13 protein-coding genes and 2 riboswitches are annotated in these 16017 nt (G+C 54.8%); of the genes, 4 read left to right on the top strand and 9 right to left on the bottom strand.

Annotation, left to right across the window (positions count from 1 at the left end; translation table 11 throughout):
• Positions 1 to 199 precede the first annotated feature (199 nt).
• The 6 genes from sdhB to uvrC form a co-directional block, all read right to left on the bottom strand.
• Positions 200 to 952 (bottom strand): succinate dehydrogenase iron-sulfur subunit, encoded by a 753-nt coding sequence (sdhB, locus tag AC4ED1_RS05450; RefSeq protein WP_490936470.1) that lies wholly within the window; start codon positions 950 to 952, stop codon positions 200 to 202.
• A complete protein-coding gene (gene sdhA / locus AC4ED1_RS05445) occupies positions 949 to 2706 on the bottom strand; it encodes a succinate dehydrogenase flavoprotein subunit (RefSeq protein ID WP_490936468.1) in 1758 nt (585 codons plus the stop codon). The genes sdhB and sdhA overlap by 4 nt, the downstream gene beginning before the upstream one ends.
• 16 nt (positions 2707 to 2722) lie before the next feature.
• Entirely contained in the window at positions 2723 to 3334 is a 612-nt protein-coding gene (locus AC4ED1_RS05440; protein WP_490936466.1) for a succinate dehydrogenase cytochrome b558 subunit, read from the bottom strand.
• 342 nt (positions 3335 to 3676) lie between these two features.
• Positions 3677 to 4771, bottom strand: coding sequence for a homoserine O-acetyltransferase MetX (metX, locus tag AC4ED1_RS05435; RefSeq protein ID WP_490936464.1), 1095 nt, complete (start codon positions 4769 to 4771; stop codon positions 3677 to 3679).
• Between the two features lie 87 nt (positions 4772 to 4858).
• Positions 4859 to 4984, bottom strand: a riboswitch (SAM riboswitch).
• A 197-nt stretch (positions 4985 to 5181) separates the two neighbouring features.
• The gene (locus AC4ED1_RS05430) at positions 5182 to 6420 is read right to left on the bottom strand and encodes an aspartate kinase (RefSeq protein WP_490936462.1); all 1239 of its coding nucleotides are present in this window, start codon (positions 6418 to 6420) and stop codon (positions 5182 to 5184) included.
• A gap of 253 nt (positions 6421 to 6673) precedes the next feature.
• A riboswitch (Lysine riboswitch) is annotated at positions 6674 to 6862 on the bottom strand.
• A gap of 103 nt (positions 6863 to 6965) precedes the next feature.
• Positions 6966 to 8744: an excinuclease ABC subunit UvrC gene (gene uvrC / locus AC4ED1_RS05425; RefSeq protein WP_490936460.1), complete on the bottom strand. Its 1779-nt coding sequence runs from the start codon at positions 8742 to 8744 to the stop codon at positions 6966 to 6968.
• A 152-nt stretch (positions 8745 to 8896) separates the two neighbouring features.
• On the opposite strand from uvrC, the gene AC4ED1_RS05420 reads away from it, so the two are divergent.
• Positions 8897 to 9235 (top strand): hypothetical protein, encoded by a 339-nt coding sequence (locus AC4ED1_RS05420; RefSeq protein ID WP_490936458.1) that lies wholly within the window; start codon positions 8897 to 8899, stop codon positions 9233 to 9235.
• Positions 9236 to 9278: 43 nt separating this feature from the next.
• Here the strand turns inward: AC4ED1_RS05420 and AC4ED1_RS05415 are convergent, their stop codons facing one another.
• The gene (locus tag AC4ED1_RS05415) at positions 9279 to 10151 is read right to left on the bottom strand and encodes a metal-dependent hydrolase (RefSeq protein ID WP_490936456.1); all 873 of its coding nucleotides are present in this window, start codon (positions 10149 to 10151) and stop codon (positions 9279 to 9281) included.
• 108 nt (positions 10152 to 10259) lie between these two features.
• Here AC4ED1_RS05415 and chrA point away from each other — a divergent pair, with 108 nt between their 5' ends.
• Positions 10260 to 11447, top strand: a complete 1188-nt coding sequence (chrA, locus tag AC4ED1_RS05410; protein WP_490936454.1) for a chromate efflux transporter — start codon at positions 10260 to 10262, stop codon at positions 11445 to 11447.
• Positions 11448 to 11587: 140 nt separating this feature from the next.
• Here chrA and AC4ED1_RS05405 read toward each other — a convergent pair whose 3' ends face one another.
• A complete protein-coding gene (locus AC4ED1_RS05405) occupies positions 11588 to 12016 on the bottom strand; it encodes a universal stress protein (protein ID WP_490936453.1) in 429 nt (142 codons plus the stop codon).
• Between the two features lie 183 nt (positions 12017 to 12199).
• Between AC4ED1_RS05405 and AC4ED1_RS05400 the strand changes: the two genes are divergently transcribed.
• Together AC4ED1_RS05400 and AC4ED1_RS05395 are read left to right on the top strand one after the other, a co-directional pair.
• Positions 12200 to 12694 carry an Lrp/AsnC family transcriptional regulator gene (locus tag AC4ED1_RS05400; protein WP_490936451.1) on the top strand — a complete coding sequence of 165 codons (495 nt, stop codon included), beginning with the start codon at positions 12200 to 12202 and terminating at the stop codon, positions 12692 to 12694.
• Positions 12691 to 13854, top strand: a complete 1164-nt coding sequence (locus AC4ED1_RS05395; RefSeq protein WP_490936449.1) for an aminotransferase class I/II-fold pyridoxal phosphate-dependent enzyme — start codon at positions 12691 to 12693, stop codon at positions 13852 to 13854. The genes AC4ED1_RS05400 and AC4ED1_RS05395 overlap by 4 nt, the downstream gene beginning before the upstream one ends.
• A 64-nt stretch (positions 13855 to 13918) precedes the next feature.
• Here AC4ED1_RS05395 and AC4ED1_RS05390 read toward each other — a convergent pair whose 3' ends face one another.
• A complete protein-coding gene (locus AC4ED1_RS05390) occupies positions 13919 to 15820 on the bottom strand; it encodes a bifunctional homocysteine S-methyltransferase/methylenetetrahydrofolate reductase (protein ID WP_490936447.1) in 1902 nt (633 codons plus the stop codon).
• Positions 15821 to 16017: the final 197 nt, after the last annotated feature.

The raw sequence follows: 16017 nt of genomic DNA, 5'->3' as shown, positions 1-16017 counted from the left end.
TCGATCCCTCCTTGCTCGGGTCATGATTGACAAGGTCAAGGGATACAGTCAGATTATATTATGACCAATGAAAGGTGTTGGTGCAGTCAGGCAACGTGAATACGGCTTTCATAACGCCCATTTCTTCTTGCAGCGGCTAAAAAAGAGCCTTCCGCATGGAGGAAGGCTCTGCCAGATGGGCTTTCTGCCGTTTGACTTATCATTTGCGCAACCAACTGGTCAGCGCATATTTGTTGACAGCCGCATTCATCGCCGCAATGGATGTTGTCAGCGGAATGTTTTTCGGACATACCTGCACGCAGTTCTGCGAGTTGCCGCATTCGTGAATTCCGCCTTCGGCCATCAAAGCTTCCAAGCGTTCATGCGAGTGCATCGCGCCGGTCGGATGCGTGTTGAAAAGGCGAACCTGCGAGATCGCAAACGGACCGATAAAGCTCGTTTTCTCGTTAACGTTCGGACAAGCTTCCACACAACAGCCGCAGGTGAAACACTTGGACAGCTCATACGCCCACTGGCGGTCGCGTTCCGCCATCCGGGGACCGGGCCCCAGATCATAGGTGCCGTCAATCGGAATCCATGCTTTGACGCGCTTTAACGCTTCAAACATGCGTGAACGGTCGACGACCAGGTCACGGATAACAGGGAAAGTGCGTGCCGGCTTCAGGCGAATCGGTTGCTCCAGCTTATCGACAAGAGCGGTACATGCCTGACGTGGCTTGCCGTTGATCACCATCATGCAGGCGCCGCAGATTTCTTCCAGGCAGTTGGATTCCCACGCGACCGGAGCCACTTTCTCCCCTTTTGCGTTGACGGGATTGCGCTGGATTTCCATCAGGGCGGCAATCACGTTCATACCGGGACGGTAAGGCACCTTAAACTCTTCAGTGTAAGGTTGGGAATTATGGGTATCCTGACGTTCAACGATCAGATGCACCATTTTTTGTTCGCTCATGATTTGGTCGCCTCCTTATCCACGCTGTAGTTGCGCAGACGCGGTTTGATCAGCGAAGTGTCGACCTCTTCGTATTCAAAGACAGGTCCGTTTGGCGTCCACTTGGCTTTCGTCGTCTTCAGCCAGTTCGCGTCATCGCGTTCCGGAAACTCGGGTTTATAGTGAGCACCGCGGGATTCGTTACGGTTCAAGGCTCCGATCGTAATCACGCGGGCAAGTTCCAGCATATTCCACAACTGACGCGTAAACGGCGCCATCATGTTTTCCCAGCGGGACTTGTCCGCCATTCCGATCCGCTTCCAACGCTCCATCAATTCAAGGATCTTTTCGTCCGTTTTCTTCAAGCGGTCATTGTAACGGACAACCGTTACGTTGTCGGTCATCCATTGACCCAGTTCGCGATGGATCTGGTAGGGGTTCTCGTTCCCCTCCATCTTAAGAATGCTTTCGTACTGCTCTTCCCGCTTTTTGCGTTCCGCTTCGAAATAATGCTGGGCAACGTCGCCGGAAGCCTTTTTCAGGCCTTTGATGTATTTCACGGCATTCGGGCCGGCTACCATCCCGCCGTAGATTGCCGACAGAAGCGAGTTGGCCCCCAGGCGGTTCGCGCCGTGCTGCGAATAATCGCATTCACCCGCCGCAAACAGGCCTTTGATGTTCGTATGCTGGTCAAAGTCAATCCACAGCCCGCCCATTGAATAGTGGACAGCCGGGAAAATTTTCATCGGAACTTTGCGCGGATCGTCACCGACGAATTTCTCGTAGATTTCCAAGATACCGCCCAGTTTTACGTTCAGCACTTCCTTCGGAATGTGGGAAACGTCGAGATATACCATGTTTTCCCCGTTGATCCCAAGCCCCAAGTCCACACAGACGTGGAAGATTTCGCGGGTTGCAATGTCGCGCGGAACGAGATTGCCGTATGCCGGATATTTTTCCTCAAGGAAATACCAGGGTTTTCCGTCCTTGTAAGTCCAGACGCGACCGCCTTCACCGCGGGCCGACTCGGACATCAAGCGCAGCTTGTCATCGCCCGGAATGGCAGTCGGGTGAATCTGAATAAATTCGCCGTTTGCGTAGTAAGCTCCCTGTTGGTATACGGCGGAAGCCGCTGTACCGGTGTTGATGATCGAGTTGGTCGTACGGCCGAAGATCAAGCCGGGTCCGCCGGTTGCAAGAATCACCGCGTCGCCGACAAAGCTGTGAATTTCCATGGAACGGAGATCCTGGGCGACGATGCCGCGGCAGGTCCCTTCGTCGTCCTGAACGATCGACAGGAACTCCCAACCTTCATATTTTTGAACGAGACCGGCAGCTTCAAAACGGCGAACCTGTTCGTCAAGGGCATAAAGCAATTGCTGACCGGTGGTCGCACCGGCAAAAGCGGTGCGGTGATGCTTCGTACCGCCAAAACGGCGGAAATCGAGAAGTCCTTCCGGCGTGCGGTTGAACATAACGCCCATCCGGTCCAAAAGATGGATAATGCCGGGCGCCGCTTCACACATCGCCAATACCGGCGGTTGGTTCGCCAGGAAGTCGCCGCCATAAATCGTATCGTCAAAGTGTTCCCACGGAGAGTCGCCTTCCCCTTTGGTGTTTACCGCTCCGTTGATGCCGCCCTGCGCACAAGCGGAGTGGGAACGTTTTACGGGTACCAATGAAAACAGATCGACCGGAACACCGGCCTCGGCGCATTTGATCGTCGCCATGAGACCTGCCAATCCGCCACCTACGACAATAATACGTTGACTCATTTTTCAGTCCACTCCCTTACGCCCCAGGATACTTAAACGCCAGAAGGGCGCTTACACCAAGGAATGAGATCGCCAGCCAAAGGCCGCCCATAACATACGCAGACATGCGCTGCGAACGAGGACCCACCGTTACACCCCAATGGATCAAGAAGCCCCAAAGACCGTTTACAAAGTGGAATGCCGACGCTACGACACCGACAATCATAAACCAGAACGTAAACGGACTATCGACGAGATGTTTCACCATATCAAAGCTGGGGGCATTGCCGCTGAAACGGGTTGTCCATAAATGGTATGCCACGAAGATAAACGTGATGACCCCCGTTATGCGCTGCCAGACGAACATATGGTTCCTGAACCAGGTATACTGGCCGTTGTTATATCCGGCAGTGAACGCGATGTACATGCCATAAACCCCATGATATAAAAGCGGCAAGAAAACAAACAAAAATTCGATTGCCGTTAAGAATGGCAGAGTGCGAATATCCGCCACCGCATGGTTAAAATTGTCCGCTCCTCTTGTCGCTTTGGCATTGGTAAACAGGTGAAAAACCAAGAAAAGGCCGACAGGCAGAACGCCTGTCAAAGAATGCAGACGTCGAAACCAAAAATCTTTTTGTTGTGACACTTGAGTCTGGTCCTCCCTTCCATAATCGACGCTTTGGGCGTCCGTCTCTTGCGGCATGCAATTTCTTTCACATGCCATTTTAGACTTTTCTCTGGTGTATGCCCCCTTATGTAATAAAGATGAAAGCCGACTACGTAAAGAAGGGTAACCGCTTTCTTCGGTTACCATTCTTCACTGAATAGCCGTTCACTCTATCGAAAATTGTCGCATTTATTTAAGATTGTGTCAAGATTGTTACAGGGGCATTTTCCCAAAAAACATCCGGTTTGGGGAACAATCCTCCGCTTTTCTTTGACAATTGGGACAAATCTGGCAGAGGACGCTTTTTTTGTCGTGTAGGAATCATTTTTTCTCCAAAAATTCCCCCACCCACTCGTTCATGATTTCAAATTCGATCAAGAACGCGTCATGTCCGTGAATCGAATGCATCTCCCGGTATACGACGTCCTTGCCTTTCGCTTTCAGCCGCTCGGCGGTTTGAAAAAGTACGCGGGCCGGAAACAAGAAGTCGGAGTCGATTCCGATCATCAACGAACGGGCCTGAATGCGGTCCAATACTTTGCCGTAATCTCCCCGCCCCCTCGCCACGTCGTGCAGGTCCATCGATTTCAACAGATACAAGTACGAATTGGCATCAAACCGCTGCACCAGTTTCGTTCCCTGGTAGTGCAGGTACTTTTCGACTTGAAACCGGGATTCCATCCCGAAAGGATCTTCCGTCGGAACCATCGACAGACCGAAACGTTCCTCGTACAGCTCAAAACTGCGATATGTGATCATGCCAACCTGCCGGGCGAGATTCAAACCCTTTTCCGGAAACGTCCGGCCGTAGTAATCCCCGTTGCACCAATCGGGGTCGTTGCAGATCGCCTGCCGCATCACATTGTTGTAAGCGATCCCCATCGACGAAAAACGGTCGCAGGTCGCAATCGGGATATACGTTTCAAGCATGTCGGGGAATGTCACCGCCCATTCAAACACCTGCATCCCGCCCATGGAACCGCCGATCACGGAATACAGCCGGTCGATGCCGAGGCTTTTGACAAGGTGATATTGCGCCTGCACCATGTCCCGGATGGTGACGGTCGGGAAGCGCATCCCGTAAGGCCGCCCGTCCGCCGGATTGACCGACGCGGGACCGGTCGATCCGTAGCAGCCGCCAAGCACATTCGCGCAAATGATAAAATAGCGGTTGGTGTCCAACGCTTTTCCGGGGCCGATCAACCCGTCCCACCAGCCGGGATTTCCAGCCGTGCTACCCGCGTGGGAATCGCCGGTCAACGCGTGACAGACCAAAATCGCATTGTCTTTGGCGGCATTCAACGCTCCAAAGGTCTCATAGGCAAGAACCGCGCCGGATAACAGCTTTCCGCTTTGCAGCACCATGTCCGGCAGCCTGTATTCTTTTTTGATTCCCTCTTCAATTCGAACCGCCATGCGATCACCCCGCACTTGACTTCTCCCCAAAAATAAAACCATAAATGAAAAACCCCCTGAGAGGGGGTCACAAATTCTGTTCGCCGCCTCTTATCTTTCAGAATCGATCGATCCTGCAGGAATTGGCACCAAGAACCCTGCCGCGCAAAGTCGGTTACGGATTCCGGTTGCCGGGCTTCATCGGGCCAGTCCCTCCGCCGCTCTGGATAAGAGTCAAAACCGCTTTATTCGTTTGAATTTGAAATGAGTGTATCACGCGTCACGGGAATCGTCAAGACGCGGAACAACAGACAGACGGAACAATAGACGCGGAACCCGCCAGACTGCCTGCTGCCAGGCGTGTGTGGCCAAGCCACCAGGTTTGCGGCCATCGCATGAACGCAAATGCAATTCGCTATCAAGCTGTTTTGTCATTTCGCCACGGTGGCCGCTTCCATCGCATCCAGGCCAAAGGAGGTATGGAGGGCCCGCACCGCTTTCTCGACATCGGCCGCGTCAATCACGCAGGACACTTTGATCTCCGAGGTGCTGACCATCTTGATGGACATGCCGCTTTCAATCAGAGCCTGAAACATCTGGGCCGCCACACCCGGATTGCTGATCATGCCGGCGCCGACAATCGACACTTTGGCCAGGTCTTCCTCGCAAACGATCCCTTTCGCGCCCAACCGGGGCTGCAATGCACCGAGCACATCCATCGCCCGGGGCAAATCGTCTTTCGTCACCGTAAACGAAATATCGCTGCAATCGTTATGAACGACGCTTTGCACGATAATGTCCACATTGACGTTTTCTTTTGCCAGCGATTGGAAGATCACCTGCAGGTTGTCCTGCCGGTTTGGAACGCCGACCAGCGCCACCTTCGCCACATTCAGATCGTGTGCAATACCGCGTACTACAATCCCTTTTTCCATAGCTGCCTCCTCTTTGACAAGCGTTCCCGGATTCGGTGTGAAACTCGACCGCACCATCAGCGGAACCTGATATTGTTTCGCATATTCAACCGCCCGCGGATGCAGCACCGCGGCGCCCAAATTCGCCAACTCCAGCATTTCGTCATACGAAATTTCAGGAATCTTGCGCGCAAACTTGACGACACGCGGGTCGGTGGAGTAAACCCCTTCCACGTCCGTATAGATTTCGCACAGATCCGCCTTCAGAGCGGCCGCCAACGCAACGGCCGTGGTATCGGACCCGCCGCGCCCCAGCGTCGTGATGTCCCCGCCCTCGGTTATCCCCTGGAAACCGGCCACGACGACGATTCTGCCCTTTTCCAGTTCGGCGGCAATGCGTGACGGATCCATATCGGTAATACGCGCTTTGCTGTGTACCGCCTCCGTCCGGATGCCCGCCTGCCAGCCGGTAAAGGACACGCTGTCTTTGCCGAGATCCTGCAGGGCCATCGCCAACAAAGCGATAGAGACCTGCTCCCCGGTTGTCAGAAGCATATCCATCTCGCGGGCAGACCGGTTCCCGGAAACTTTTTGCGCAAGATCGATCAGATCGTCCGTTGTGTCGCCCATGGCGGAAACGACTACCACGCAGGAATTGCCCTGATCCGCGGTATCGGCCACCCGCCGCGCCACTCTCTTGATGTGTTCGGGGCTGGCCACCGAACTGCCGCCAAACTTTTGAACGATTAACGTCACTCTCTCCACTCCTCATCTGAAAAGCTTTATAAGAGAAATAGAATCCCTCCGGATCGTAAAGGGAATCCATCTGCTTTTGAATGCGCCGCTTCCCAGGCCAGGCTTCCCGCATAAACATAAATAAAAGCGGCAATAGCAGGTTGAACCAGAGTCACCCGTCTACTGCCGCCCGACAAGCGTTTCAGCGTAGCAGTGCCTCCTCTCCCGCAAACGAAAAGCTAACGCCTTTCAATTTGCTCCCTTTTCCGACTCGCAGCGAGATAGTTCTCCACAGAAAGCCAAAGGGAAGCTTTCCGTGACAGTCCTGCACCTGTTCGATGCAGACCCAGCCAGACATTTCCGGGAAAATGCCCGCTTCGGCGAAGACCCCTTTCCCTCCGAGTCTTTGAGATCCCGTCTCTCGTCGGAGATACTCTTGGCCGTTCGCGCCTCTACCTCACCTCTTCCGAGATGAGGCCATATTCAATTCCCGGACATTATACCATCGGCTTCGCAAACTGTCCAGATACAGACACGGACGGCATGCAAAAAATTTTCGCTTTTCCTCACGCCTGCCGCAAAAAACTCAAGATCTCGCCCGCCAGCTTGTCACCGATCCCGATTTTCCGGAACTCTTCGACAGGCGCGTCTTTGATCGCTTCCACCGACCCGAAATGTTTCAAAAGCTGTTTGCGGCGCTTCTCCCCCACGCCCGGAATCTCGTCCAATACGGAACGCATCGCCTGTTTGCCGCGGGTTTGCCGGTGAAACGAAATTGCGAACCGGTGCACTTCGTCCTGAATGCGGGTCAACAGATAAAACGCTTGCGACGACCGATCAATCGGAATCGGGTCCGGATCGTCGCCAAAGTAAAGCTGGCCGGTGCGGTGCCGTTCGTCTTTTGCCAAGCCGCAGACGGGAATGTCAAGATCGAGTTCGTTTTGCAATACATCCAGCGCCGCGCCGATTTGCCCCTTTCCGCCGTCGATCACGATCAGGTCGGGGAGCGGCTGTCTTTCTTTCAAAGCACGGACGAACCGGCGGCGGATCACTTCCCGCATGGAACCGTAATCGTCCGGCCCCTGCACCGTTTTGATTTTGTATTTGCGGTATTCCTTCTTCGCCGGCTGCCCATTGATGAACACCACCATGGCAGCCACCGCGTCCGCCCCCTGCATGTTCGAATTGTCGAACGCCTCGATCCGCACCGGCGTCGGGATCGCCAGGAGCTCGCCCAATTGTTCCACGGCGCGGACGGTGCGATCCATGTCCCGGTCCATCATCCTGAACCGCTCTTCCAGCGCGATCTTTGCATTTTCGCAAGCCATGTCGACAAGCTGCTTTTTGATTCCGCGCACCGGTGCTTTCACTTTGACAGACAGCCATTCCTCCAGGATTTCCGCGTCAAGCCCGGCAGGCAGCAGAATCTCCCGCGGCAGATCCGCGTTTTCAAAATAAAATTGGGTGACGTAAGAAAGAAAGTCCTCTTTTGCGTCCCCGTGGTGCCGGAACACCGCCACGTCGCGCTCGATCAGCTTGCCCGACCGAACATAGAAGACTTGTACGCACATCATTCCTTTATCCGCGTAATAGCCGAACACGTCCCGGTTTACCGTGTCGCCGAGATCGATCTTCTGTTTTTCCATCACCGCGTCGATATGCCGAATCAGGTCGCGCAACTCCTTCGCCCGTTCAAAATTCAGCGCTTCCGCCTCCTGGTGCATCTTCTCGGTCAACTGGGCTTTGATCTCGTTGTGGCCGCCGTTGAGGAATTTGACGATCTCCTTGACCATTCGGTCGTAGGTTTCCCGCCCGACTGGGAACTCGCAGGGAGCCAGACACTGATTGATGTGGTAATAGAGACAGACCTTTTGTTTCAGATTTTTGCATTTGCGAAGCGGGTATAACCGGTCCAGCAGTCTTTTTGTCTCGTTGGCAGCCCCCGCGTTCGGATAAGGCCCGAAATACTTGCCGCCGTCCTTTTTGACACGCCGCACGATCTCCAGCTTCGGATGTTCCTCGTTGGTGATTTTGATGTACGGGTAGGTCTTGTCGTCCTTCAGCAGAATATTGTAGTAGGGCGAATGCTTTTTGATCAGGTTGTTTTCCAGAATCAGGGCTTCAACCACCGTGTCAGTGACGATATATTCAAAATCAGCGATATGCGACACCAAAAGCTGCGTTTTTCCGTCGTGGGAACCGGTGAAATAGGAGCGCACCCGGTTTTTCAGCACTTTGGCCTTGCCGACATAAAGAATTTGCCCGTTTTCGTCTTTCATCAGATAGACGCCGGGCTTTGCCGGCAGGAGCGCCAGTTTTTCCTTGATTTTTTCGCGAACAGACATGACCTATCACCTAAATCAAATCTTACCACAACAGTCAAGACTGAGAGGCAAAGCCCAATTTTCTCGGAAATATGTCAAATGGGGCACCTGGAATGCCAACCAGTTGACAAAATTCTGGTTCGCCCAATAGTCCTTGCAGGGAGGTACGATCCATGAGACTTCGTCTGCGCTTGGCGCTCCTTTTCATGTCAATCCTTTTGATTCTGGCAGCCATCCTCGATATCCGGCTATGGTTTGACTGGCAGGTTCCATACTCCAATCGCTTGTACCGCATCCTGTCCGGGGCCCCCGAAGTTCATGTTAATGGCCAACTGCTGACGTATAGTGGTACGTTCAAAGCATCGCCGGACTATTTTGAACCCTATAAAATCAGCGACGAAGGGATGCAATTGTACAAAGCCGGCAGCATCGGCGAAATGAAACCGCCCTGGATTTTCATTCCCCAAAGCGATGGCCAAGCCTACCGCTACAAATATCCCAAAACTCCTTGAGGGTTTTAGTTCTCGCTTTCACTGGTGAGCTCAGCCTTTGCAGTTACAGGCTGCTCTTCTCGACATATTCGAACAGGAACGACTGCCCGTTGCGGTAGAACCTCGGATCGTAGATGCCCAGCCGTTTCTCGTCGTCCACGATCACGACAAACGGCGACCATTCGTACAAAGTCTTCGCTTTCGGATTTTGCGCGAACAGGCGGTCGAGGTTCGCGTTTTCTTTCGAAGTCAGACGGTGAACCAGCCGGGGTTCCGACCATGCCGTCGCTTCCAGGATCTCCACCTGATCGCCTTTCTTCCCGATCACCTTATAATGCCAAGGCGTGAAGTCGGCCGCCAGCGCCTGTTGATCATAACGTCCGGCAACCGATTGATATACGGCATACCCCTGGACGGACTGGATGAAAAAATGGGCCGCGATCAATCCCCAAACGGCTTTGTACACGACATGCGGCCGGTATTTCCGAAACCGGGCAACAAGAAAGCCGGCCAGAATCAAGCCCCAGACCACAAAATCGACGATCGGCACGGTGCCAAAGGTGAGGCGGATGTGAGAAAAAGGTTCCAGATAGCCCGTGCCCCACGCATTGAACAGATCGCTGCTGATGTGAATGAATACCGCCAGCAGCCCGATCCCGAAAATCCGCCTGTCCCTTGTCCCAAACAGCCAGTAACAAAACCCGGCCATCACAAGCGCCCAGACCGGAACCATAAACACCGAATGCGTAATCCCACGGTGCCACATCTGATACAGCCCCTGGGTGTCCCAGAGCCTCGAAATCACGTCGATATCGGGAATTTGGCTGCCGACCAGGGAGGTCGCAAACAGCGCTTTTTTCAACTTGCCATCCATCTCGTCTTTCCTGATTGCACCGTAGATCGTTAAACCGAACAGTGTGTGCGTGACCGTGTCCATACTCACACCCCGCCTTGCGTTTACGTTTTCTTCACCCCATTATAACGCAAAAATGGTATTCTTTTTGTAAAGGGAAATCGAAATCGGCAATCAGATGTGGAGGGTTTTATGACAGACGACCAAAAGCGGAACTTGCTGGAAGTGGCAAAGGTGTTTTTGAAACTGGGGACAATCGGCTTTGGCGGGCCCGCCGCCCATATCGCCCTGATGGAAGAGGAGGTCGTCCGGCGCAGAAACTGGCTGGACCGGAAACGGTTTCTCGACATGCTCGGAGCGACCAACCTGATCCCCGGCCCCAATTCGACCGAGATGGCGATTCACCTCGGCTATCATCGCGCCGGTTGGCCGGGACTCGTCGTGGGCGGTGCTTGTTTTATCCTGCCGGCGATGCTGATCGTTCTCGCGTTTTCCGCCCTTTACGCCGCTTACGGTTCTTTGCCGGAAGCGCACTGGCTGTTATACGGCATCAAGCCGGTGATCGTTGCAATTGTCCTGCAGGCGTTGTGGTCTCTCGGCAAATCGGCGCTGAAAAACAGACAGACAACGCTGGCCGCCGTCCTGGCCGCCGCGCTGTCCCTGGCAGGATGGAACGAGATTTTGCTGCTGTTTCTGGCGGGCATCTTCACGATGGCAATCAGCAACCGTTCCCGACTCCGCAGAAACATGCCGGGGTTCGCGGTCCTGCCGTTTGTTTCGTTTCCGTCGCAGGTAGGCCCGGCAGCCGCAACGCCGTTCCAACTGGCTGCGATCCCCCCGCAGGAAGGGATGGCTGCCCTGTCCCTTGCGAAATTGTTTTTCCTGTTTGTCAAAATCGGCTCCGTGCTGTACGGCAGCGGATATGTCCTGCTGGCGTTTTTGCAATCCGATTTTGTCGACCGCTACCGGGCGCTGACTTCCCAGCAGCTTCTGGACGCGGTTGCCATCGGACAATTTACGCCCGGGCCCCTGTTTACGACGGCGACATTCATCGGCTATCTGGTTCACGGCGTTCCCGGCGCGGTTCTGGCAACCATCGGAATTTTCCTCCCCGCATTTGTGTTTGTCGCCCTGGTCTCGCCCTGGGTGTCCAGGCTTCGCACCTCGCCCTGGGTCGGCGGCTTTCTGGACGGCGTCAACGCCGCCTCCCTGGCATTGATGGCGGTGGTCAGCTGGCAGTTGGGAAAAACGGCGATCCTCGACTGGACGACCGCCGTTACAGCCGCAGCGAGTTTTCTGCTCGCAATCCGGTACAAAGTGAATTCCGCCTGGCTCGTTCTCGGCGGAGGGGGCGTGGGACTGCTGGCGCACGTTTTTTAACCGCCGCTTCCACCAGATGCCAAAACAGCAAGTCGCGGACGGGTACACCCGCTTTTCAGCAAGCTGTTGCATAATATGGGAGCCACCCCAAAAACAGCCGCCCGCACGATGTACGGGCGGCGGGTTTTATGCCAGCGCGATCAGCGGACGATCAAGACCGGACATGGCGCGTGGTGCAGGACCTTATGGCTGACGCTGCCGAGAACGAGTTCACCGAAGGTCCCCAATCCTCTGCTCCCCATCACAATCAAATCATAGGGTTCATGCTTTGCAAGCAGGCAAATTTCATGGGCAGGATCGCCGGTTTCCACAACCACGGTGGACTCGATTCCGCATGCGCCCAGTTTGTCCTTCGGCTCCCGCGTGACCGATTCCCCTTCACGCTGCACGACCGCTTCCAAATCAATGTCCAAATTCATCATTTCCGGGCTGTAAGAAAGAATCGGAGCGACGTAAAACAGAGTGACCCGGCAATCCTGCTCACGCCCTTCACAAAGGGAAATCACGGCATCGACCGCTTTTTTGGAATGTGCGGAGCCGTCGATCGGCAACAGAATCTTTTTGTACATGAACAATCTCCTCCCGGTTTTTTCTCACTTTCACTATACCGCTGATACGGTTCCAAGATAAATCGGGGGATCCCCTGAAACGCACGGCTGCATTCCCTGCAGGAATTTTGCATTTTGCCTTCCCCTGCGCCGGAAAATCTGACATAATATTGAAGAACTATCAATTCAACGGAGAGGAAAGTCATGGATTCAAGCTCAAAAATTCAAATCTTAAACCTGCTGCACGAAAATTCCCGCCTGTCCCACGAAAGCATCGCCAACATGCTGGGACTGGAAACCGCTGAAGTCACCAAGCTGATTGAAGAGTTGGAACGGGACAAAGTGATTCTCCGCTATTCCGCGGTTATCAACTGGGACAAAGTCGAATCGCAACGGGTTACCGCCGTCATCGACGTAAAAGTGACGCCGCAGCGGGAAGTCGGTTTCGATTTTATTGCGGAACGCATCTACCGATTCCCCGAGGTGAAATCGGTATCCCTGATGTCGGGAGCGTACGATCTGCAGGTGATCGTCGAGGGCGCCCATCTGAAAGAAGTCGCAAACTTTGTTTCCGAGAAACTGTCGACGATCGAACACGTAACGTCTACCACGACCCATTTTCTGTTGAAGACGTACAAATCGGACGGTGTGATTTTTGACGACCACGAAGATGACCAGCGGCTGGTGATCACCCCGTGAAGCCCAACTACGACCGCCTGTCTCCCGTTGTCCAATCGATTCCTCCATCCGGCATTCGCCGTTTTTTTGACCTGGCGAACCAGATGGAAGACGTGATCTCGCTGGGGGTGGGCGAACCGGATTTTGTGACCCCGTGGCATGTGCGGGAAGCGTGTTTCTACTCGCTGGAGCGCGGGTATACCACCTATACGTCGAACAAAGGTCTGCCCGAACTGCGGGAGGCGATCGCCGACTACTTGCGGGGATTCAATCTGGACTATGACCCGGAAGAACTGATCGTCACCGTCGGCGGCAGCGAAGCGATCGACATCGCGCTGCGCGCTTTGCTTTGCCCCGGCGATGAAGTGCTGGTTCCGGAACCGGCTTACGTATCCTACAGCCCGTGCGCCGTTTTGGCGGGCGGCAAAGCGGTGGGAGTTCCGACTTGCGCGGAAGACGAATTCCGTCTGACACCCGAAAATCTTCGGGCCAAGATCACTCCCCGGTCGAAGGTGCTCATTCTCTGCTTCCCGAACAATCCGACCGGCGCCACCATGTCGGAAGAGGATTTACGGGCAATCGCGGACGTCGTCATCGAGCATGACCTGTTTGTGATTTCCGACGAAATCTATGCGGAGCTCACCTACGAGGGACGGCATGTGAGCATCGCCTCCCTGCCGGGGATGAAAGAACGCACCGTCCTGATCAGCGGAATGTCGAAAGCGTTTGCGATGACCGGCTGGCGGATCGGATATGCGGCCGCTCCGCCGGAAATTTTGAACGCGATGCTGAAGATTCACCAGTATACCATCCTTTGCGCTCCGATCATGGGGCAAATGGCGGCTCTCGAGGCGCTTCGCCACGGCCATGCGGAGAAACAAAAAATGGTGGAGCGGTACAACCAGCGCCGCCGTTTGATCGTCAAAGGGTTCCGGGACATCGGCCTGCCCTGCCATGAACCGAAAGGCGCATTCTATGCGTTTCCCGACATCCGCCCGACGGGGCTTACCTCCGAGGAGTTTGCCGAGCGGCTACTGCACCACAGCCGCGTCGCGGTCGTTCCGGGCAACGTGTTTGGTCAGGGCGGGGAGGGGTTCGTCCGTTGCTCCTACGCGACTTCCATTGAGCAGATTCAAAGAGCGTTGGAAAGAATCGGGGATTTTGTCAATTCGCTGCGTTAAAGAACGCACATCATAAGGAAAAGGGGCGAACGGTTAAAAGCGCACCGTCTGCCCCTTTTCTGGCTTATTCTCCGACAACAGTTCTTGCAGCCCGCGTTATCTTATGCACATACCGGGTCAATTCCACTGTCATTTCATAATAGTGAAACGGCGTAATGAGGTAAATCCCTTTGAAATATTTTACCGCCACTTCCGCCAATTCCTGGGCAATCCGCACCCCTTCCTCCCGCGCCCGGGCTCCTTCAAACCTTTTGATGCGCTCCAGGGTCGATTGGGAAATCTTGATGCCCGGCACTTCGTTGTGCAAAAACTCCGCGTTGCGGGGACCCGTCAGCGGCATGATCCCGATAAAAATCGGCACCGGGATATGACGGGTCGCTTCGTGGATCGCCACCAGCGTCTCCGCATCGTAAACCGGCTGGGTCATGATAAAATCGGCTCCCGCCTCCACTTTCCGCTCAAGCCGCGCCACAGCCGTCTCAAGGCGGCGGACGTGCGGATTAAACGCCGCGCCGACAACGAACTGCGCCTTATTTTTCATCGGCCTGCCGGAGAAGGCAATCCCTTCGTTCAATTGCTTCACCATGCGGATCAACTCAAAGGAAGACACATCAAATACCGAACTCGCTCCCGGCAGATCGCCGACCCTGGCCGGATCTCCGGTGATGACGAGAATCTGATTCATTCCAAGCGCATGCAGACCCATCAAATGCGACTGCTGACCGATCAGGTTGCGGTCGCGACACGCAACGTGCACAATCGGCTCGATTCCGAGTTCCCGCTTGATGATCGCTGCCAGCGCCATGTTGCTGACTCTTGCGGTTGCCAACGAGTTGTCCGCCAGCGTGATCGCGTCGGCACCCGCCTGCCGCAAGGCAATGCTGCCTTGAATATACTTCGCAATGTCCAGATCCCGCGGCGTGTCGTACTCGACAATCACAGTGTGGCGCCGTTTGACCAGATCGACAATCGAAGGCTTCATTGGCGGGGTGTCCTCCGTTTTCCGCTCCCCAACGACCACAACGGTTTCCTTGACGGAATGGGGTTCCACCGCCGGATTGTGCCGCTTCACCCGCTTCCGTCCGGCCAGCGCTTTCGCGATGGCCCGGATATGTTCCGGCGTGGTGCCGCAGCATCCGCCGATCAACCCTACGCCTTGTTCCAGAAGTTGAACCGCCGTTTCACCGAAATACTGCGCGTTGGATTTAAAAGCAAATTCGCCGTCCACAAACGCCGGCCGCCCGGCGTTCGGATACGCCGTCAACGGCAGGCGATCCGGCACCACCGTTTTTTCGAAGGAGCGGAGGATCTCGATCGGCCCCAACCTGCAGTTCAAGCCTGCCGCGTCCGCACCGGCCGCCTGCAGTTGCGAAAACGCATTGGTAAGCTCGTATCCGTCCCGCGTTCGCCCCACTTCCAAAAGAGCCAATTGGGCGATGATCGGAGTGCCGGAAGTTCGCGTCAGCGGGCGGATCACATCCAGTGCCAGCAGCAGTTCTTCAAGGTCATAGAAGGTCTCCAGCACAATGCCGTCAACCCCCTCCTGCAGCAACGCCACCGCCTGCTCTTCAAATATGTCCCGGTATTCCTCCAGCCGATTGCTGCGTACGCGCCCCGCCAAGATCGAACCGATGCTGCCTATTACAAATGCGTCCTGTCCCGACTGTTCCACGGCTTCCCGGGCGATTCTGACGGCAGCCCGGTTCATGTCGGCGGTTCTCCCCTCCATCCCGTATCTCGCCAAGGCTTCCCGGTTAGCAGCAAAAGAGTTGGTCTCGATCACCCGGGCGCCCGCATCCAGATACGCCAAGTGCACCTGCCGCACCCAATCCGGATTGAACAAACACAATTGCTCCGTCGAAAAACCCGCCGTATATCCCTGCTGGTAAAAAAGCGTGGCGATGGCTCCATCCCCCACCAAAACCCCGGAACGCAACCGCGTTTTCAATTCTTCCTGCCGATTCATCGCTGTACCGCCTTTCCCTTGTCCGACACTTTGCTTCGAACACCGTTTCAAGCCGATGACATAGATGACATAGATGAAATAAAAGGAAGTCCTCTTCTTGGCACCAAGAAGAGGACGAATTGCCAGTCAGCGAAGGCGCTGCTCACGATTCCTCTCTTATCTGCCAAAACGCAGGATTCTTTCAGCGTTTTGCCAGA

The sequence above is a fragment of the Effusibacillus sp. SKA8 genome (assembly GCF_058273125.1).
Note: the sequence above shows the minus strand (reverse complement) of the source record. Positions and strands in the feature narration are given on the sequence as shown.